Origin of the sequence: Pantoea sp. JV6 (assembly GCF_025910055.1) — a bacterium.
GTDB lineage: Bacteria > Pseudomonadota > Gammaproteobacteria > Enterobacterales > Enterobacteriaceae > Pantoea > Pantoea agglomerans.
In genome coordinates this window covers 252,042-272,607 of record NZ_JAPCIM010000002.1, presented here as the reverse complement: position 1 = coordinate 272,607, position 20,566 = coordinate 252,042, and the positions used below count along the sequence as shown (strand labels likewise).

The window sequence follows — 20,566 nt, the reverse complement described above, 5'->3', positions numbered from 1 at the left end:
AAGAGCACAGCCAGCCGGCAGTAACTTGCTTCACAGTGACAGCTCAAGTAGCCTTGTCCCATCTCACTATTCTGACATCGAGTCTCCAGGCGCATGCTGAAACGCGTTTTCATTGGTCTGCTTTTCATCATCTTACTGATGATGGCAACGGCGCTCGGCCTTGATCGCTGGATCAGCTGGAAAACTGCGCCCTTTATCTACGAAAATGTCGCCTCTTTGCCACATCGTCAGGTCGGTGTGGTACTGGGTACGGCGAAATATTATCGCACCGGCGTCATCAATCAGTATTACCTCTATCGTATGCAGGGCGCGCTGAATGCCTACAACAGCGGCAAGGTCAATTATCTGCTGTTAAGCGGTGATAACGCGCTGCAAAGCTATAACGAGCCGATGACGATGCGCCGCGATCTCATCAAAGCCGGTGTCGATCCGGCTGATATCGTACTGGACTATGCCGGTTTCCGCACACTGGATTCGATTGTACGCACTCGCAAAGTGTTTGATACCAACGACTTCATTATCATCACGCAGCGTTTCCATTGTGAGCGTGCGCTGTTTATCGCCTTACAGCTGGGTATTCAGGCGCAGTGTTATGCGGTGCCCTCACCAAAAAACATGCTTAGCGTGCGCTTCCGTGAGGTAGGTGCCCGACTGGGCGCGCTGGTGGATCTCTTCCTGCTAAAGCGCGAACCCCGCTTCCTGGGCCCACTGGTGCCGATCCCCGCCGTGCGCGATGTCCCTGAAGATGCGCAGAGTTACCCGGCAGTGACGCCGGAGCAGCTGCTTGAGCTGGAACAGAAGCTGCGGAAATAGCTCACGCGCTGCGGCTTATTTATGCTGGTTACTGCTGTGCCGAAGTCTGGCAGTGACGTGCAGGGCTCAGGGAGCTGACGGTAATATGCTGGCTCAGGGAGCATACGTTTAGTCGCCGTCTGTTACTATGCAGCGATCATTAAGCTGATTAATTACATGACTACGGTAGATAATTCAGTGCTACTTCCCCTCTGAAAGCCGACTTAGACTGCTGAGAAATCTGAAGAGGGTGAATCTTATAACAATGAATAAGCTCAACGCGCAGGGAACACGGTCAGAAGAGGAAAGCGTCCCACGCCAGGGATGGCGTGGGCCGAGCGTGTCATGGATGACGGCTTTTGCGACTTTCCGATCTGACCGTGTTCCCTACGCATACTCGATCTCACAGCAACGACCCCAGCACTCTCCGCTATAAAAAGCGTTCTGCGGAGGAATGACACGGGCAGATCATTTACTGGCCTTAGCGACTTTCCGATCTGACCGTGTTCCTGCGCATACTCGATCTCACAGCAACGACCCCAGCACTCTCCGCTATAAAAAGCGTTCTGCGGGGGGAATGACACGGGCAGATCATTTACTGGCCTAAGCGTCTTTCCGATCTGACCGTGTTCCCTTCGCAGCCTCGACCTCATAGCAGCTCCCCCTTGACTCCCCATAAAAAAAGCGACCCGAAGGTCGCTTCTTTAGCGTGGAGTTGGACTTACTTCTTACGAGAATATTTCAGGGAATCCAGCGCCACGGCGAAGATGATGATGCCGCCTTTAATGATGTACTGCCAGTAAGGGTTAACGCCGATATAGGTCAGACCATAGTTGATGACGGTGAAGATCAACACACCGGTCACTACGCCCGCCACGCTACCCACACCACCGGCGAAGGAGACACCGCCGACCACACAGGCCGCAATCGCATCCAGCTCATACATAAAGCCGAGGTTGTTGGTGGCCGAACCGATACGACCCGCTTCCAGCATCCCGCCGAAGGCATAGAACACACCTGACAGGGCATAAATCATGATCAGGTTCAGGTTGACGTTAACGCCTGAGACTTTCGCCGCTTCCGGGTTACCGCCGATAGCAAAAATGTTCTTGCCGAAACGGGTTTTATTCCAGAGCACCCAGACGAAAATAATGGCAATCACGGCGTAGAAGGTGATGAACGAAAGCTTGAAATCACCAAAGCGTAAGAAGCCCTGAGTAAATTTCGAGAACCCTGTATCAAAACCGGCAATCGGTGATGCGCCAACAAAGTCGTAATAGAGTGAGTTGATACCGTAAACGATGATCATGGTGCCCAGCGTGGTGATAAATGGCGTTACCTTGAGGTAAGCAATAATCACACCGTTGACCAGACCGATCACGCCGCCGATGATGCACACGGTCAGAATAACCAGTGGAATCGGCACCGTATCCAGCGTCGGGAAGACCTTGTTCGCGTTATCCATCGCCTGCAGCAGCGTCGCGGCGACCACCGCCGCCAGACCGACCTGACGTCCGGCTGACAGGTCAGTACCCTGGGTCACAATCAAACCCGCCACACCCAGTGCAATAATAATGCGCACCGAAGATTGGGTCAGAATATTACTCAGGTTCATTAAACTTAAAAATGAGGGGTCCTGGAAAATAATAATAGCCAGCAATACCAGCAGCACGACATAAATGCCGCCCTCTTTTAACCAGGTTAGCGCATTCTTTTTTGTAGTCGCTTTCATGTTAACAGCCCTTGCTTCATTAAAGGTGTAATGACGCTAAACGCAATATTTCGTTCTGCGTGGTCGTTTTGGTATCAACTATGCCTGCTACCAGACCATTACTCATTACCAGAATACGATCGGTAATGCCTAACAGCTCCGGCATTTCGGATGAGATAATAATGATGCCCTTTTCTCTTTTCGCCAGCTCAGCAATTAACTGGTAAATTTCGAATTTTGCACCAACATCAATACCGCGAGTGGGTTCATCAAGCATCAGGATTTCAGGCTGGGTCAATAACCAGCGGCCAATAATCACTTTTTGCTGGTTACCGCCCGAAAGCGAACCAATCTGAGTATGGTGGCCTGGCGTTTTTACACGCATAGAATCGATCACCCATTGGGTATCACTCTTCATGCGTTTATTATCCAGCAGTCCCATACTGTTTTTATATTTTTTGATATTGGAAATAAGCGAGTTAAAACCAATGTCGAGGAAAGCATAAATACCGGTTGAGCGACGCTCTTCAGTCACCAGCGCAAAACCGTGGTTAATGGCTTCATTGGCGCTGTGATTATTAATCGGTTTGCCATGCAGTTTAATGGTGCCGCCCGATTTTTCGCGAATGCCAAACAGCGTTTCGACGATATCGGTACGTTTGGCGCCCACCAGCCCGGCAATGCCGAGTATCTCCCCTTTACGCAAATCAAATGAGATGTCGCGAATCGATGGCTGACGCAGTGACGTCAGATGACGCACCTCAAGAATCGTCTCGCCTGGCACGTTGGTACGGTCAGGAAAACGCTGGTTCAGTGAACGACCGACCATCATGGAGATGATCTTATCCATATCCAGCCCTTCCAGCGGCTGAGAAGTGATCCACTGACCATCACGCAGGATAGTAATCTCATCACACAGCTGGAAAATCTCTTCCATTTTGTGCGAAATATAAACAATGCCACAGCCGCGATCTTTCAGCTTACGAATAATCGTGAACAGGTGATTAACCTCTTTCTCGGTTAACGAGGAGGTCGGTTCATCCATAATCACAATTTTCGCGTCGTAGGAAAACGCTTTAGCAATTTCAATCATCTGCATCTGCGATACAGAAAGATTGGCAACTTTATCGCGCGGATCGATATCAATATCCAGCTCGTCAAAAATCGCTTTGGTATCCCGGTACATTTTATCCTGATCGACAAAGAAGCCTTTGCGCGGATAACGCCCAAGCCACATGTTGTCCATCACGGTACGCTGCAGGACCAGGTTTAATTCCTGATGCACCATCGACACGCCATTTTCCAGCGCCTCTTTGGAACTTTTATAGTCGATCTCTTTACCCTGAAACAGGATACTGCCGGTATCTTTTTTATAAATACCAAACAGGCATTTTAATAAGGTGGATTTCCCGGCACCGTTCTCGCCCATTAATGCATGAACAGAGTGAGGCCGCACTTTTAAATTCACATTATCTAACGCTTTAACGCCGGGAAATGATTTTGAGACATTCGTCATTTCCAGCAGATATTCTCGCTGCGCGGTCGTATTATCACTGGCCATATTTTACCTGGCTAAAAAACGGTGGTGACATAAAAAAGGCGCGACAGCGGTCGCGCCCGTAATCGATCTTATTTCACGAACTGAGACAGATTTTCTTTATCAACCGGCACGTAAGGAACGCGGACGATCTTATCAACCATCTTGAAGTTTGTTCCGTCGGTGGCGGCTTTGCCGTTAGCCAGATTGTTGGCAATATCCAGCGTTGCTTTCGCCTGGTTTTCCGCATCGTTCAGCACGGTACCGGCCAGCGCACCGGATTTCACCAGCGCCAGCGCTTCTGGCAGTGCATCGACGCCGAAGACCGGGATTGAGGTCATGTTGTGCGCTTTCAGCGCTTCAACCGCACCCATTGCCATCGCATCGTTGTTGGCAATCACCACTTCGATTTTTTTGGCATTCGGGCCTGACAGCCACGCATCCATCTTATCTTTGGCCTGAGCGGTATCCCACATTGCAGTATCCATCGCTAACTGCTGGGTTTTCAGACCATCTTTGTTCAGGGTATCGATCACATATTTGGTACGGGCTTCTGCATCAGGATGGCCCGGCTCGCCTTTCAGCAGCACGAACTGAATCTGACCATCTTTGTTCAGATCCCACGCGGGTGTGGCTTTCCAGTGCTTCTCAATCAGCTGACCCTGAATGATGCCTGACTCTTTAGAGTCGGTACCGACATAGTAAGCTTTGTCATAACCGGCCAGCACTTTGGCGTTAGGTTCTTTGTTGAAGAAGACCACCGGCACGTCGTTGGCACGCGCTTTGTCTACAACAACCGCAGCCGCAGCCGGGTCAACCAGGTTAATCGCCAGCGCTTTCACGCCTTTTGCCATCAGCACGTCAATCTGATCGTTCTGTTTGGACTGGTCATTCTGTGAATCATTCATCAGCAACTGCACGCCACCGATCGCTTTCGCTTCTTTCTCGATGTCTTTGCGCACCATTGACATGAAGTTGTCATCATATTTGTAAATGGTCACGCCGATACGGGTGTCAGCTGCGTGAGCGGTTGCACCAAACATCATGCTGGCAACCAGTGCTGTAAGCGTGAAAACCTTCTTATTCATGGTATCTCCGGTTTTATTATGCAGGGTCTTTTTAGCGCTACCGCGCCATACAGGCGGGAGAGCAATCGGTAAAACAGATCGGCGCGTCGGTTAACGTAATGAGAATGTTAAGCCATTGAACACCGTCTAAAACCTGACTTCCCTGTGCCAGAATGCTTCCATGAAGAGGGTATAAACCCTTTAACCGGCTACTGAGACCACAACTGATGCCGTTACACTGGCGTTACATAATGTTTCAGTCCGGTAAGACGCTGCCATCATAGTGAGAGCAATGTTAATTAACTGTGAATGTAATCACAGATTGAAAACGGTTACATGACTGAATCGCCTGAATTAGTGACGGACTCCACATTTTGCCGCTGCGCCACCGAATGACGCCGCACCAGCGTTGGCATAAAGATGTGCGTTGCCGTGTCATCCAGCAGTCCGGCTGCGCCCTGCAGCGCCAGTTCAGTGGCGATTTTTGCCATAGATACAATGGGATAGCGCACAGTGGTTAACTGCGGATCGGTGTAACGGGAAATGGGGATGTCATCAAAGCCAATGACAGAAAAATGCTGTGGCACCTGGATGCCGTTGTCTTTCAGCGCAGTGAGTGCGCCAGCCGCCATGCCGTCGTTATAGGCAAACACCGCACTGAGGTTGAGATTGCGTCCCAGCAGCTCCACCATCGCCGCTTCGCCGCCCTGCATATCGGGCTCTGCGCTGGCTATCCAGCTCTCCTGCGGCCGGATGCCCTGCTCTGCCATCGCCTGAATCCACCCTTCACGGCGCTGCGCCACATCTTCGATGGGATGGCTGGAACAGAGATAGCCAATGCGGCTATGCCCCTGTTGTAGCAGGGTTCGTGAGGCCATCAATGCACCCGTGACGTTATCCAGACTGACACTGCGGTGTTCAAATCCGGGCACGATGCGGTTAATCACCACCATGCCCGGAACGTGGCGCATAAAATCCGCCAGCTCAGCGTCAGGCAGCGTTTTCGCGTGCACCACCAGGGCGCTGCAACGCTGACGAATCAGCACTTCAATGGCATGACGCTCTTTCTCTTCCTGATGCCAGGAGTTGCTGATTAACACATGTTTGTGCACGCGCTGCGCCACGGTATCCACCGCTTTAACCAGTGCACCGAAGAAGGGATCCGAAACATCCATCACCACCACGCCAATGGTGTCACTGACCTGCGTCGCCAGCGCCTGCGCATTGGCGTTGGGGCGATAGCCCAGCGCTTCCACCGCCTGTAACACGGCGTCGCGGGTGTCAGAGGTGACGGCGCTGCTCTGATTGAGGACGCGCGACACGGTCGCCACCGACACGCCAGCCTGACGGGCAACATCACGAATTGTTATCATGCAGCAGTTCCACAGAGGAAAAATAAGGCATCACGCCGGGTTGAACACCGGCGCTATTTTGTCAGGGGCAGGAGGCGTACAGCGTGAATTGCGTCACATCAATGAAAACGGTTACATACAATTCTGTAACCTTTGTGATGGCGGTCATTATCTGGCGTTGTCAGTGATGCGCGATTTACCGGCTGAGATCAGCGTAAGCCGCCGCCACAGCCACTCCAGCGGACCCTGTGCGAAGAAATGTAACCAGATGAGTGAAAAGAGGATATTGATAAGCCAGACCGCAGGCACCATCAGCACCAGCTCCAGCCGGGTAAAGTGCATATAGAAGCCGAAGCGATAGAACAGCGTGGTGCAGATCAGCGACTGCAGCAGATAGTTGGTCAGCGCCATGCGGCCCACGCACTGAATGGCATAGCTGATGCGCCAGCGCGCTATCTGCGGCCAGTAAGCCAGACAGAGCGCGGCATAGCCCAGGCTAATCAGCGGGCTGGCGAGATCGCGCGGGGCTTGCAGATAAAAAGCGGTCCAGCGAAATTCCCAATGTAACAGCCATTGCGCTGCCACACCGGCCACCGCAATTAATAACCCCATCGTCAGCAGCAGCGCCGCCGCCTGACGGTAATGTTGCGCTGAAAACTCGCCAATCAGCCAGCCACTGCGCAGCAGTGCGCCACCGATCATCATCAGGCCCGCCAGCTGCCAGCCATATTGCGCCGCCAGCGCCATCAGTCCTGAAGAGAGATGATCCAGCCGGTTCTGTATCGCTTCCCAGCCGCCGGTCAGTTTCCAGTACTGTTCATATTGCAAATCGGCAGCACCTGGCAGCCAGGATCGGGTCGGTTCAGGATCGGAGATCGACCCAAACACCAGCAGAACGCCACAGCCCACCAGGTAGAGCAGAATGCCGGTATTCATCAGGCTGCGGGTGGAAGGGACATCGCGCAACACCCGCCAGACCACCAGTCCGATAATGCCGTAGTCCAGCAGGATATCGCCCTCCCAGAGAAAGACGCCGTGCAGAAAACCGATCAGCACCAGCAGTGAGAGCCGGGCAGTCAGCCAGCGACTGCCGCGTGGCAGCTGCATTTGCAGACCTGCGCCAAACAGCAGCGCAAACAGGGTGAGGAATTTGAGCTGGGCAAAGGCGTCAGAGATCGCCCATGTCCAGACATCGGACAGGCTGACGCTGCCCTGCCAGGCCGGATTAAGGTAGGCGGCAGAAGGCAGGCCAAAGCCGACAATATTGAGCAGCAGAATGCCGAGAATGGCACATCCACGAATGAAATCCAGCGCGTGATAGCGTTGCATGCGGCACCTGCACCATTGAGGCGGGCAACGTTATGCGCCCGCCGTAGACTCAACTATGGCGCACCGCGCGCAAAAATTCCTGGCGGGTATTCTGGCTGGACTTGAACAGGCCGCCCAGAGAGGTCGTCGTGGTGGCACTGGTGGCATCTTTTACGCCACGCGCTTTCACGCAGTAATGCACCGCATCAATAGAAACAGCCACATTGTTGGTGCCCAGCAGCGTCTGCAATGCGACCAGAACCTGCTGCGTCAGACGCTCCTGCACCTGCGGGCGCTGGGCGAAGAACTGCACGATACGGTTGATTTTCGACAGGCCAATCACCTTTTCTTTGGGAATGTAGGCGACGGTCGCTTTGCCATCGATGATCACAAAGTGGTGTTCACAGGTGCTGGTCAGCGTGATATCACGCACGGTCACCATCTCATCAACCTTCATTTTATTCTCAATGACGGTGATTTTCGGGAAGTTGGCGTAGTCGAGACCGGAAAAGACTTCATCCACATACATTTTGGCGATGCGATGCGGCGTTTCCATCAGGCTGTCATCTTCAAGATCCAGATTCAGCAGCTGCATAATCTCGGTCATGTGCCCGGCAATCAGACTTTTACGTGTGTTGTCATCTATATCGCGCGTCGGTGCACGTAACGGCGTTTCCAGTCCACGCGCCAGCAGCGCTTCGTGAACCAGGGCAGCTTCCTGACTTAGGGTGCTCATCTTACTCTTCTCCGGCTGGTGTTGCGCCCGCCAGCTTTTGCCAGCGGGCCCTGTAATCAGGCGCGTATTGTGAAACTTTCTTTGCGGGGAATCCAGCAATCAATCAGATTGGTGATGAAAGCTTTTCACCCGGTTCGCCGCCACACCAGCAGGCCGGCCCAGACCAGGCTAACCCCGGCAACCCACAGGGCAGGCTCCAGCCGATGTAACAGGGCTGTGGAGAGAAAAGAGAGCAGCGGGCCGACCAGCTGCCCGATAGCATAGCCGGTGGTCAGCAGGCCAGCCATGTAGCGCAGATGATTAGGTGCCAGCTCACGGGCGCAGAGCAGCGACAGCTGCACCACGCTGAGGAAACCGCCCCCCACCAGCAGCGCACCGGCCAGCAGGCCGCTAAAGCCTGGCAGCAGCGCCGCGGCAAATACGCCCAGCGCCTGCGCCCACAGCACCAGAGCCAGGCGGACGTGGCTGTGCCCCCAGCGCCGCGTCAGGATCCCCAGCAGGATGCCGATCATCGCCGCGCCGCCAAAAATCGGCCAGACAAACTGCGCGAAGATGCCGTCAGGAAACCGCGTGGCGGCCATCTGCGACAAAAAGGTGGCGGGCAGAATGTAGCCAAAGCCTGCCAGACTGTAACTCAGTACCAGCCGTTTAAGGTTGCGATCCAGCACCAGCGGCTCGGGTGCCTGATCCGAGCGATGCAGTTCGCCCCGACGCGGCAGATTACGGGTAATCAGCGCAATCAGCAGCAGCGCCAGCGCACCATAAGCGGCCCAGGCCAGACCGGCAGAAACCTGCAATGTGTGCAGCGCTACCCCCAGCAGACCACTGACAAAAATGCCGCAGCCTGGCCCGGCAAAAACGGCCGCTGACAGCCCTGCCCGGCCATGGCGATGTAGCTGTTCATTGCTCCAGGCCGCCACCAGCACCATCGCCCAGCCGCTGGCCCAGCCAATCAGAAAGCGGATTGCGCCGTGCAGCCACGGTCCGCTGGCCAATGCTGAGAGCAGGGTCAGGATCACCGCGCCCCATACGCCCGCCTGCAATCGCAGCTCAACCCGCCGGTGCGCGCGCATGGCATCAAATGAGCCACACAGATAGCCAAGATAGTTAAGTGCCGCGACCAGGCTGGCACTGGTGAGTGTCAGCTGGTGTGCCTGAATCATCAGCGGCACCTGGGGCGTAAAGGCAAACCGGCCAATGCCCATCGCGACAAATAAGGTTAAAAACGCGCTGAGCGCGACGCGTAACGCCATTGCTGAACTCCTGTTGTTCTGCCCTGAGATCTCTTCTGACTTGCTAACAGCATGCAGGATGATTAAACTCACGGAAAGTGAATAATTTTAACCAACTTGCTTACAGGAAGAGAAGATATGGATTTAGTTCAGCTGCGTATGTTCTGTTCCGTCGCCGAAACGGGTTCGCTGGCGCGCGCAGCAGAACAGCTGCATCGCGTCCCCTCTAATCTCACCACGCGGCTGCGCCAGCTGGAAGAAGAATTAGGTGTGGATCTCTTTATTCGTGAGAAACAGCGCATTCGCCTGTCACCAATGGGCCATAATTTTCTGAATTATGCGCAGCGTATCCTGGCATTAAGTGAAGAAGCGATGAGCATGACCCGCACCGGTGAACCGGCGGGCAACTTTGCGCTGGGCTCAATGGAGAGCACCGCGGCGACGCGTCTGCCCGGCCTGCTCGCCGCCTATCACCAGCGCTTCCCCAAAGTGGCGCTGTCGCTGATTACCGGCACCTCGGGCGAAATCATCGATCGGGTGCGTGAAGGCACCCTGGCGGCCGCGCTGGTGGATGGCCCGGTCTCCCATGACGATCTCAATGGCTGCATCGCCTTTCGCGAAGAGATGATACTGATCACCGGGCTCGATCATGCGCCAATCGCCACCGCGCGCGACGTACAGGACGACACTCTGTTTGCCTTTCGCAACAGCTGCTCTTACCGGGTGAAGCTGGAGAGCTGGTATCGGGACAGCCAGACCGCGCCCAACAGTGTGATGGAGATTCAGTCCTATCACGCCATGCTGGCCTGCGTGGCAGGCGGTGCGGGCGTAGCGATGATCCCGGCCTCGGTGCTGAAGCAGATGGCGGATCGGTCACGGGTGCAGGCGCATACGTTACCTCCCGCTTATCGCGACACCGCCACCTGGCTGATGTGGCGACGCGACGCCTTTACGCCGAATGTTGAAGCACTGAAGTACCTGATTATTGAACAATTTGACGATCGTCCGCTCAACGATGAGCTGATTTACCCATTACAGGCGGCGGAATAAGCGTTCCACGCTATGTTTAAGAGCCTGACCCACCAGGCTTTGAATCATTACGACCACCCGGCGCCACTGCGCGTCACAATCTGACTGGAAGAGGGATTGCATGAATATGATCAAAACCCGTGCCGCTGTTGCCTGGGCTGCTGGCGAACCGCTGAAAATCGAAGAAGTTGATTTAATGCCACCACAGAAAGGTGAAGTGCTGGTGCGTATCGTCGCGACCGGCGTCTGTCATACCGACGCCTACACCCTGTCCGGCACCGACCCGGAAGGCGTTTTCCCGGCGATTCTTGGCCATGAAGGCGGCGGCATCGTCGAAGCCGTGGGCGAAGGCGTGACCAGCGTTGAAGTGGGTGACCACGTCATTCCGCTCTACACCCCGGAGTGTGGCAAATGTAAATATTGTCTTTCAGGCAAAACTAACCTCTGCCAGGCGATCCGCACCACTCAGGGCAAAGGCCTGATGCCGGATGGCACCACCCGTTTCTTTAAAGATGGCAAACCCATTTTCCACTATATGGGCACCTCAACCTTCTCTGAGTACACGGTAATTCCGGAGATCTCGCTGGCGAAAATCAGTAAAGAAGCGCCGCTGGAAGAGGTTTGTCTGCTGGGCTGTGGCGTGACCACTGGCATGGGCGCGGTGATGAACACCGCCAAAGTGAAAGAAGGCGACACCGTGGCGATTTTCGGTCTCGGCGGCATTGGCCTCTCTGCGGTCATCGGCGCGAAGATGGCGAAAGCAGGCCGCATCATTGCCATCGACCTTAACACCAGCAAATTCGATCTGGCACGTAAACTGGGTGCCACCGATCTGATCAACCCGAAAGATTACGACAAGCCGATTCAGGATGTGATTGTCGAGCTGACCGACGGCGGCGTGGATTTCTCATTTGAATGTATTGGTAACGTCAACGTGATGCGTTCCGCGCTGGAGTGCTGCCACAAAGGCTGGGGCGAGTCCGTGATTATCGGCGTCGCCGGTGCCGGTGAAGAGATCTCCACCCGTCCGTTCCAGCTGGTGACCGGTCGCGTCTGGCGCGGTTCCGCGTTTGGCGGCGTAAAAGGCCGTTCGCAGCTGCCTGGCATTGTGCAGGATTACCTCGACGGTAAATTTGCGCTGAACGACTTCATCACTCACACCATGCCGCTGGAAGAGATCAACGACGCCTTTGATTTGATGCACGAAGGAAAATCGATTCGCTCGGTCGTGCACTTTAACAAGTAATCAGGAGGCGTTATGGCATCCACTCTGGAGCTACTGGAAGAACACCGTATTTTTGGCGGCTGGCAGCAGCGCTGGCGTCATCAGTCTGCGGTGCTGAATTGCCCGATGACCTTCAGCATCTATCTGCCTGGGCCGCACGGTGATGCGCCGCCGCCGGTGGTCTGGTTTCTGGCCGGGCTGACCTGTAACGATGAGAACTTCACCAGCAAAGCCGGCGCACAGCGGGTTGCAGCGGAACTGGGTCTGGTGCTGATTATGCCGGACACCAGCCCGCGCGGCGAAGGGGTTGCGAATGATGAAGGATACGATCTGGGTCAGGGCGCGGGATTTTATCTCAATGCCACCCAACAGCCCTGGGCCAGCCATTTCCGCATGTTCGATTATCTGAGCAACGAGTTACCCGCCCTGATTGCGGATAACTTCAAGGTCAGTGAACGTCAGTCGATTATGGGTCACTCGATGGGCGGACACGGCGCGCTGATGCTGGCGCTGCGTCTGGGTAACCGCTTTGCCTCGGCTTCCGCTTTTGCACCGATTGTGAATCCGATGCAGGTACCCTGGGGCCAGAAAGCGTTTCAGGCCTATCTGGGCGACGATCGTGCGACGTGGCGGGAATATGACAGCTGCCAGCTGATGGCGGAGGTGTCGCATCGGCTGCCAATGCTGATCGATCAGGGCGACAGCGATCAGTTCCTGGCCGATCAGCTGCAACCGGAGCGGTTAGAAGACGTCGCGAATGAGGTGGGTTTCCCGCTGACGCTGCGCATTCAGCCGGGTTATGACCATAGCTACTTCTTTATAGCCAGCTTTGTGGAAGATCATCTGCGCTTCCATGCGCAGCATCTGCTGGCGTAAACAATCAGGGCCGCATTCGCGGCCCTGAACTTTTATGCCTGCTCTGCTGGCTAACGCTCTGTCACAGAGCCAGCGTCCTGCCAGCCTGCCCTGTAAAAATTCCTTTCTCAGAACAGTGATGCTCAGCGCCCTACCGGGCGCCTCCTCAATATCAGACCAGTGCCGGGCCGGTCAGCCCGTCGATCATCACCTGCGGGATACCACGCGAGCAGTGTTCGATACGACCATCGACGCCATACACTTTTGCCAGAGTGGCAGGCGTGATCACCTTATCCGGCTGCCCTTCCGCCACCAGCGCGCCCTGCTTCAGCATCAGCGCATGTTGCGCATGACGCAGTGCAATATTGATGTCATGCACCACTACCACCGTCACGATGTTACGCTGGGCGGTTTCGCGCCGCACCAGGTCCATTACGTGAAACTGGTAGTTGAGATCCAGTGCGCTCAGCGGTTCATCCAGCAGCAGCAGCTTAGGGCGACGGATCAGTGACTGCGCCAGCCCGACCAGCTGTTTCTGTCCGCCGGAGAGCTGATCGAGATATCGCATCGCCAGATGGGCAATGCCCAGTTGTTCCAGCAGATGCATGATTTCCGCTTCGCTGCTGGCGCTGTGCAGACCACCGGAGGCACGCTGCGCCACGATGATCGACTCCAGCACATGCAGATGTACGCCCGCAGGCAGCGACTGCGGCAGATAAACCACGTTCTTCGCACGCCGGGCAAACGGCTGGGTCATGAGATCCTCACCGTTGAGCCACATCTCGCCCTGGCCTTTATTCAGACCGGCCAGTGCACGCAGCAGCGTCGATTTACCACAGCCATTCGGCCCCAGCAGCACGGTGATCTCGCCGCGCGGCAGCGGCGCGATATTAAGATTATCAATGACTTTATTTTTTGGGTACCCGGCACTGAAGCCACGTAACGTCAGACCCTGTTCCATCATACCGTCCCCCGATGACGCAGAATAATACTCAGGAAGAACGGCACGCCAATCAGTGAGGTGACAATGCCAACCGGGATGATTACACCAGGGAGCAGGTTTTTCGAGGCGACCGACGCCAGCGACAGCACCAGCGCGCCGACCAGCGCACTGGCGGGCAGATAGAAACGGTGATCTTCACCAAACATCATGCGGGCGATATGGGGAGCGACCAGCCCAATGAAACCGATCGGGCCGACAAACGCGACCGCCAGGGAAGAGAGGATACTGATGCGCAGTAACGTAGTCAGGCGCAGACGACGCACATCAATGCCAAAGCTTACCGCGCGGTCTTCGCCCAGACGCAGCGCCGTCAGCTTCCAGCTGCTCATCATGGAAAACGGTACCAGAATGGCCAGCGCCACGCTCAGCACGCCCAGCTTTTCCCAGGAGGCTCGCGCCAGGCTGCCCATGGTCCAGAACACCAGGCCCTGCAGGGTATCTTCGCTGGCGATGAACTGCATCATGGATACCAGGGCGTTAAAGGTGAAGACCAGCGCGATACCGAACAGCACCACGCCTGCCGAAGAGACCTGAGTCCAGCGGGTTACGGCATCCAGCATCAGCGCGGCAAACAGGGCAAAGACAAAGGCATTGGCAGAAATTAACCACTGATCGGGAATGCCGGGAATACCCACGCCGAGAATGATCGCCAGCGCGGCACCAAACGCCGCCGCCGATGAGACACCGAGGGTAAACGGACTGGCCAGCGGGTTATTCAGGATGGTCTGCATTTCCGCGCCCGCCAGACCCAGCGACAGGCCCACTACCAGCGCCATCAGTGCATAGGGCAGACGAATGTCCCAGACAATGACGCGCGTGCCGGCATCGACGCTCTCGGGGCTGAGCAGCGTATTCCACAGCGTTTCAAGTGAGAGTCCCGCCGGACCCAGCGTGAAGTCGAGGATCAGCGAGGCGAGTATCGCCAGCAGCAGCACGCCAATCCAGATTAAGCGGCGGCGCAGCACCTGATGATAGTTCTGCATGGTGTGGTGAAGCGTCTCTTCCCCCGCCAGCAGCGAAGTTTCGGTAGTCATGTTTGAACCCTGTGTGGCTATCACGTCAGAAAACGCAGCCACAATAGTGCAGGTGATAATAATTATCAATTCGAGAACATAAGCGAGACGTGAAAAAACAGTAAAAAACGGTGTTGCAGGCAGGAGAAAAGCTCAGGGAGCCTGCGCCTTTCGCAAAGACGCAGAACCCGCCATCCCTGGCGGGCTCAGCGTGGGCGATGACGCAGAGTTAATCTTTGTGAACCGGGAACTCCATCTCGCTGTACTTCACGAAACGGCTGCCGCGCGTCAGCTTGTAGCCGAACCAGATAATCAGGAACAGCGGAATGCCGATATAGGTTGCCGCCACGCCGTACCAGTCGATGCTGTCGTTGAGGAATGCCTGGTAGTTCTGACCCAGCGTGATGATCAGGCAGAGCACAAAGGCGAAAATCGGACCCAGCGGGAAGAAGCCGGAACGGTAAGGCAGATCGTTCAGGTCACGTCCCTGGGCGACATAGCCCCGACGAAAGCGATAGTGACTGATGGCAATACCCAGCCAGGCGATAAACCCGGTCATGCCTGAGGTATTAAGCAGCCACAGATAGACTTCCTGATTACCAAATTTTGAGGTCAGGAAGCACAGTCCGGCCACCACGGTGGTGGCCCACAGGGCATTACGCGGCACGCCGCCTTTAGAGAGCTTCGCGAAAATCCGTGGCGCTTTACCTTCGCTGGCAAGGTTGTAAAGCATACGCGTTGACGCATACATCCCGGAGTTACCCGCTGACAGCACAGCCGTCAGGATCACCGCATTCATGACGGCGGCGGCAGAGAGCAGACCGGCATTCTGGAACACCAGGGTGAACGGGCTGACGCTGATATCGTCGATATCATTGTGCAGCAACTGCGGATCGGTGTATGGCAGGATCAGGCTGATAATCAGGATAGCGAACACATAGAACAGCAGGATACGCCAGAAAATCTGCCGCACAGCGCGCGGAATATTTTTCGCCGGATCTTCAGATTCGCCCGCCGCGATACCGATCAGTTCGGTGCCCTGGAAGGAGAATCCCACAATCATCGCCACCCCGATCATGGCCGCAAAGCCGCCCGCAAACGGCGCGTCGCCCACCTGCCAGTTCTGCCAGCCCGCATGTTCAGCACCACGCATAATGCCGGTGATCATCAGCACGCCAACGATGATAAAGATAATCACGGTGGCCACTTTAATCAGCGAGAACCAGTATTCCGCCTCGCCAAAGCCTTTGACCGAAATGTAGTTGAGCAGGAACATCAGCCCCAGGAACAGCGCGCTCCAGATCCAGCCAGGCGTGTCGGGGAACCAGTAGTTCATCACCAGCTGGGACGCTACCAGGTCAACCGCGATGGTCACCGCCCAGTTGTACCAGTAGTTCCAGCCGAGTGCGAAACCAAAGCCCTCTTCGACATATTTCGCGCCGTAGGTGGCGAAGGAACCCGATACCGGCATGAACGCAGCCAGTTCGCCGAGGCTGGTCATCAGGAAGTAGACCATCAGGCCGATGAGGATATAGGAGAGCAGTGCTCCGCCGGGGCCAGCCTGAGCGATGGTGGCACCGGAGGCGACAAACAGGCCGGTACCAATGGAGCCGCCGATGGCGATCATCGTCAGGTGACGGGCTTTTAACGCACGTCGTAATGCAGGTTGTTGTGTTGTATTTGAGTCATTATGCATGTGTTAACGCTACGCTGGGTAAAAATGAGGCGCGATTGTAGCAGCCAGATCGCCTCTGTATAGCGAATGCCAACCTGTTATTAGTTAACTTCATGATCGCGCCGGAATTATTAGTAATTACTCGCGACAATAGGAAAAAAACCGCGTCAGTGCTTTGGAAATATGCTTCTGCCGGTGGTGGATGCGATAGAGCGTGCGGATAAGACGCGGCAGCGGAATCGTCAGTTCAACCAGCGTGCCCGCCTCCAGCAGATCGGCAATCACCCGGCGCGAAAGACAGCTGATGCCCATGCCGTGCCGCACCGCATGTTTAATCGCCTCGGAATTGCCCAGCTCCATGCCCAGCTGAAAACTCGGCAGATGCGACAGCAGCAGATAATCGACAATTTCACGGGTGCCGGAGCCGCGTTCGCGCAGGATCCACGGGGCGTCAGCCAGGGTTTGCAGCGTCACCGGCTGTTGCAGAATCGCCGCATCTGGCGCGGCAAACACCACCAGCTCATCTTCGAGCCAGGGTTCACTGACCAGCTCGGTCATATGGCACGGCCCTTCAATCAATCCGACATCGACGCGGAAATCGGAAACCGCCTGAATCACATCCTGACTGTTGCCGACACTCAGCTCCAGCGGCAGGCGGGGAAAATCGCGACGATAAGCGGCCATCATACCTGGCAGCAGATAGTTACCGATGGTGCTGCTGGCAAAGATGCGGATCGCGCCGTTATCCTCTTTAAACAGCTGCTCGATTTCGCCCGCCTGCTCCAGCAGCCCTACTGCACGGGGATAGAGCAGCCGTCCATGCTCATTCAGCACCAGCCGTTTGCCGACGCGGTCAAACAGTTGCACGCCGAGCTGACTCTCCAGATCGGCCAGCGCTGCACTCACCGCCGACTGCGACAGCGCCAGCAGTTGCGAAGCCTGAGTGGTGGAGCCGCTCTTAAGCACTTCGGTGAAAACTTCAATTTGCCGCAGCGTAATGTGCATCGTTGCCTCTTAACTCAGTGACTGCCTGACCAGGTAAATGATTAATGCCAGCCAGATCAGCCCTATCGCCACCAGCCAGCCTGCAATCTTTTTGCCACGCGAACGTTGAGACTGCGCCCGCTCGCTGCTGCTGATGCGCACCTCTCTCGGCAGTAAACGCAGCAGCACCATGACGCCCGTCGGAATAATCACCGCGTCATCCAGCAGACCGACAAAGGGGATGACATCAGGAATGAGATCGATCGGGCTGATGCCATAGGCGACCAGCCCCAGCATCCCCAGCTTGTTCCACCAGGGTGTGCGGGGATCGCGGAAGGCAAACCCCAGCACAAACACATCTCTTTTGATCAGCGTCGCCCAGCGGCGCAGACGCGAAACTATCATGATTGCTGCCTTATCGTTTATTCTGGTTAATTATAAATATATTATCAATTTCACTTTTAAGCCAGTCGCCGTCATGATCGGGTCTCAACCAGGAGGAGTGACCACTATGACTGAACTGAGCATCGCTAAACCGCATCATCCCGTTCCGCTCTGGATCCCGGGTCTGCTGCTGACCGCCGTGATTGCCGGGGCAGCCAGCTGGCTGGCGCAGCAACCGATGATTGCCGCCCTGGGGCTGGGTTCACTGACTCTGGCGATTATGCTGGGCATCCTGGTCGGTAACAGCATCTATTCGCCGCTGGCGTCACGCTGCGACAACGGCGTGCTGCTGGCTAAGCAGAAACTGCTGCGGCTGGGGATCATCCTGTTTGGCTTTCGCATCACTTTACAACAAATCGCTGACGTCGGTTTCAGCGGCATCCTGATTGATGCGCTGACCCTGACCAGTACCTTCCTGATAACCTGCCTGCTGGGCATGCGGCTGCTGAAGCTGGATCGCGATACCGTCTGGCTGATTGGTGCGGGCAGCAGTATCTGCGGTGCTGCGGCTGTACTGGCGACCGAGCCGGTAGTCAAAGCCGCGCCGTCGAAAGTTGCGGTGGCTATCGCGACCGTGGTGCTGTTCGGCACGCTGGCGATCTTTATCTATCCGCTGCTGTGGCCGCTGGCGCATGAGCTGTTCCCGGATCTCAGTGCATCGCAGTTCGGGGTTTTTACCGGCTCAACCATCCATGAAGTGGCGCAGGTGGTGGCCGCCGGACACAGCATCAGCCCGGAAGCTGAGAACAGTGCGGTCATTGCCAAAATGCTGCGGGTAATGATGCTGGCTCCCTTTCTGCTCTGCCTGAGCGCCGTGATACGCGGCAAACGTCAAGGAAGCAACGCGCGCCAGGCTGTGACATTTCCCTGGTTCGCCCTGCTGTTTATTGCCGTCGCACTGTTTAACTCGCTGCAGCTGCTGCCTGCCGCGGTGGTGACCACGCTGAATCAGCTGGCGGGTCTGCTGCTGGCGATGGCGATGGCGGCGCTGGGATTGACCACCCGTTTCGGGGCATTGCGTGAGGCAGGCGTTAAACCGCTGCTGCTGGGTGCGATGGTGTTTGTCTGGTTAATCGCGGGCGGCGGTGCAATCAATCTGCTGGTGCAACATTTCATGGGCTAGCGGCATCGGGTATCATGCCGTCTCATCCGTGCACAGCCCCAGGAGAAAGGCATGAAATATATTGGCGCACACGTGAGTGCGGCAGGTGGCGTGGATCAGGCAGTGATCCGCGCCCATGAAATAGAAGCCACCGCCTTCGCGCTCTTTACTAAAAATCAACGTCAGTGGAAGGCCGCCCCGCTCTCGACTGAGGTGATTGATGCTTTTCGCGCCGCCTGCGAGACGTACAAATTCGGTCCGCAGCAAATCCTGCCGCACGACAGTTTCCTGATAAACCTGGGTCATCCGGTTGAAGAGGCGCTGGAGAAATCCCGCGCCGCTTTTATTGATGAGCTGCGACGTGCCGACCAGCTGGGCCTGACTTTGCTGAACTTCCATCCGGGCAGCCATCTGCATCAGATTGATGAGGAGGCCTGTCTGAAGCGGATTGCGGAGTCGATCAACATCGCTCTCGACCAGAGCCAGAACGTCACCGCCGTCATTGAGAATACCGCCGGTCAGGGCAGTAATCTGGGTTTCCGCTTCGAGCATCTCGCCACCATTATTGAGCATGTTGAAGATAAATCGCGTGTCGGCGTCTGTATTGATACCTGCCATGCGTTTGCTGGTGGTTATGATCTGCGTACCGAAGCGGATTGCGAAGCGACCTTCGCCGAATTTGAGCGCATTGTCGGCTTTAACTATCTGCGCGGCATGCACCTTAACGATGCCAAAAGCGCCTTCGACAGTCGCGTTGACCGCCATCACAGCCTGGGTGAAGGCAATATCGGCAAAACAGCGTTTAGCTGGCTGATGAAAGATCCGCGGTTTGATGGCATCCCGTTGATTCTGGAAACCATTAATCCTGATATCTGGAAAGATGAGATTGCCTGGCTGAAAGCCGAACAGCAGGGATAGAAAAGGGAGCCAGCTGGCTTAATGCTGGTCAGTTAAGATTAGATTTGTAAAGGCTGTCACGGTCAAACGTGGCAGCTTTTTTGTCAGTGCGAGCGAGCCGCAGTGCGGGCCAGAGCACCTCTGCTGCTGCCGGGCCGTCCTCGCGCCGCTCACGCGGTACCTTCGGCTTTGACGTCGTGCCGACGAACCGTTCGGGGATCGGCCCTCCCTGGCCGGCCCCGAACTGTCCACGCTTCCCGGCGTGGACTTCTGGCCCACCGTCACGCCTCAGCGCTGCGGATAGCCCTTTCAGCAGCAGAGGCGCTCAGGCCTCCACTCTCGTGCCCTTTTTAACAGTACGCACCAGAAGCTTCAGAGCAGGCCGGTGGCGATCAGGAGCAGGCAATCCGCAGCGCTGAACGGAATGAGTCTGCCAGGAGAGCCCGCAGGACGCGGGCGAAAGGCGGGGCGGCACAGGATGTGCCATCCCCGGCGGTCCGTCAGGCAGGCGAATGAAGTGAAGGAACCGCGCAGCGGCGCGAGGACCGCCAGCCCCTGAGCGGCACCAGACTGCGTTATCACCTGTCGCTTAACTGGCTGGCAT

At 55.9% G+C, this 20,566-nt stretch carries 18 protein-coding genes; 6 read left to right on the top strand and 12 right to left on the bottom strand.

Features of this window, described 5'->3' with window-relative positions; genetic code table 11:
* Nucleotides 1-93: 93 nt before the first annotated feature.
* Nucleotides 94-813, top strand: coding sequence for an outer membrane permeability protein SanA (gene sanA / locus OK412_RS01890; RefSeq protein WP_010248246.1), 720 nt, complete (start codon nt 94-96; stop codon nt 811-813).
* Between the two features lie 700 nt (nt 814-1,513).
* Here sanA and mglC read toward each other — a convergent pair.
* The 7 genes from mglC to OK412_RS01855 form a co-directional block, all read right to left on the bottom strand.
* On the bottom strand, nt 1,514-2,524 hold the full coding sequence (gene mglC / locus OK412_RS01885; protein ID WP_010248248.1) for a galactose/methyl galactoside ABC transporter permease MglC: 1,011 nt from the start codon (nt 2,522-2,524) through the stop codon (nt 1,514-1,516).
* 19 nt (nt 2,525-2,543) lie between these two features.
* Nucleotides 2,544-4,064: a galactose/methyl galactoside ABC transporter ATP-binding protein MglA gene (mglA, locus tag OK412_RS01880; RefSeq protein WP_134160815.1), complete on the bottom strand. Its 1,521-nt coding sequence runs from the start codon at nt 4,062-4,064 to the stop codon at nt 2,544-2,546.
* Between the two features lie 68 nt (nt 4,065-4,132).
* The gene (gene mglB / locus OK412_RS01875; protein WP_010248252.1) at nt 4,133-5,128 is read right to left on the bottom strand and encodes a galactose/glucose ABC transporter substrate-binding protein MglB; all 996 of its coding nucleotides are present in this window, start codon (nt 5,126-5,128) and stop codon (nt 4,133-4,135) included.
* Between the two features lie 311 nt (nt 5,129-5,439).
* Nucleotides 5,440-6,480: an HTH-type transcriptional regulator GalS gene (galS, locus tag OK412_RS01870; protein ID WP_010248254.1), complete on the bottom strand. Its 1,041-nt coding sequence runs from the start codon at nt 6,478-6,480 to the stop codon at nt 5,440-5,442.
* 147 nt (nt 6,481-6,627) lie between these two features.
* Nucleotides 6,628-7,788, bottom strand: a complete 1,161-nt coding sequence (gene yeiB / locus OK412_RS01865) for a DUF418 domain-containing protein YeiB (RefSeq protein ID WP_061703765.1) — start codon at nt 7,786-7,788, stop codon at nt 6,628-6,630.
* 49 nt (nt 7,789-7,837) lie between these two features.
* On the bottom strand, nt 7,838-8,503 hold the full coding sequence (gene folE / locus OK412_RS01860) for a GTP cyclohydrolase I FolE (protein ID WP_010248259.1): 666 nt from the start codon (nt 8,501-8,503) through the stop codon (nt 7,838-7,840).
* A gap of 125 nt (nt 8,504-8,628) precedes the next feature.
* The gene (locus tag OK412_RS01855; RefSeq protein ID WP_264352613.1) at nt 8,629-9,756 is read right to left on the bottom strand and encodes an MFS transporter; all 1,128 of its coding nucleotides are present in this window, start codon (nt 9,754-9,756) and stop codon (nt 8,629-8,631) included.
* A gap of 117 nt (nt 9,757-9,873) precedes the next feature.
* Between OK412_RS01855 and ptrR the strand changes: the two genes are divergently transcribed.
* The 3 genes from ptrR (at nt 9,874) to fghA (ending at nt 12,865) form a co-directional block, all read left to right on the top strand.
* Entirely contained in the window at nt 9,874-10,785 is a 912-nt protein-coding gene (gene ptrR / locus OK412_RS01850; RefSeq protein WP_010248266.1) for a putrescine utilization regulator PtrR, read from the top strand.
* Between the two features lie 100 nt (nt 10,786-10,885).
* Nucleotides 10,886-12,010, top strand: a complete 1,125-nt coding sequence (locus OK412_RS01845) for an S-(hydroxymethyl)glutathione dehydrogenase/class III alcohol dehydrogenase (protein WP_010248270.1) — start codon at nt 10,886-10,888, stop codon at nt 12,008-12,010.
* A 12-nt stretch (nt 12,011-12,022) separates the two neighbouring features.
* Nucleotides 12,023-12,865: an S-formylglutathione hydrolase gene (gene fghA / locus OK412_RS01840; RefSeq protein WP_154210354.1), complete on the top strand. Its 843-nt coding sequence runs from the start codon at nt 12,023-12,025 to the stop codon at nt 12,863-12,865.
* A 151-nt stretch (nt 12,866-13,016) separates the two neighbouring features.
* On the opposite strand, the gene OK412_RS01835 is transcribed toward fghA, so the two are convergent.
* The 5 genes from OK412_RS01835 to OK412_RS01815 form a co-directional block, all read right to left on the bottom strand.
* Nucleotides 13,017-13,805, bottom strand: a complete 789-nt coding sequence (locus OK412_RS01835; RefSeq protein WP_010248276.1) for an ABC transporter ATP-binding protein — start codon at nt 13,803-13,805, stop codon at nt 13,017-13,019.
* Entirely contained in the window at nt 13,805-14,881 is a 1,077-nt protein-coding gene (locus tag OK412_RS01830) for a FecCD family ABC transporter permease (RefSeq protein WP_264352612.1), read from the bottom strand. The genes OK412_RS01835 and OK412_RS01830 overlap by 1 nt, the downstream gene beginning before the upstream one ends.
* Before the next feature lie 208 nt (nt 14,882-15,089).
* Entirely contained in the window at nt 15,090-16,556 is a 1,467-nt protein-coding gene (locus OK412_RS01825) for an amino acid permease (RefSeq protein WP_022625044.1), read from the bottom strand.
* Nucleotides 16,557-16,673: 117 nt separating this feature from the next.
* The gene (gene yieE, locus OK412_RS01820; protein ID WP_010248285.1) at nt 16,674-17,540 is read right to left on the bottom strand and encodes a DNA-binding transcriptional regulator YeiE; all 867 of its coding nucleotides are present in this window, start codon (nt 17,538-17,540) and stop codon (nt 16,674-16,676) included.
* 9 nt (nt 17,541-17,549) lie between these two features.
* Nucleotides 17,550-17,924 carry a YkvA family protein gene (locus tag OK412_RS01815; RefSeq protein ID WP_031592072.1) on the bottom strand — a complete coding sequence of 125 codons (375 nt, stop codon included), beginning with the start codon at nt 17,922-17,924 and terminating at the stop codon, nt 17,550-17,552.
* Between the two features lie 106 nt (nt 17,925-18,030).
* Here OK412_RS01815 and OK412_RS01810 point away from each other — a divergent pair, with 106 nt between their 5' ends.
* Both OK412_RS01810 and nfo read left to right on the top strand, forming a co-directional pair.
* Nucleotides 18,031-19,086: a YeiH family protein gene (locus OK412_RS01810; RefSeq protein ID WP_052272103.1), complete on the top strand. Its 1,056-nt coding sequence runs from the start codon at nt 18,031-18,033 to the stop codon at nt 19,084-19,086.
* A gap of 51 nt (nt 19,087-19,137) precedes the next feature.
* On the top strand, nt 19,138-19,983 hold the full coding sequence (gene nfo / locus OK412_RS01805) for a deoxyribonuclease IV (RefSeq protein ID WP_010671008.1): 846 nt from the start codon (nt 19,138-19,140) through the stop codon (nt 19,981-19,983).
* The last annotated feature ends 583 nt before the right edge of the window (nt 19,984-20,566 follow it).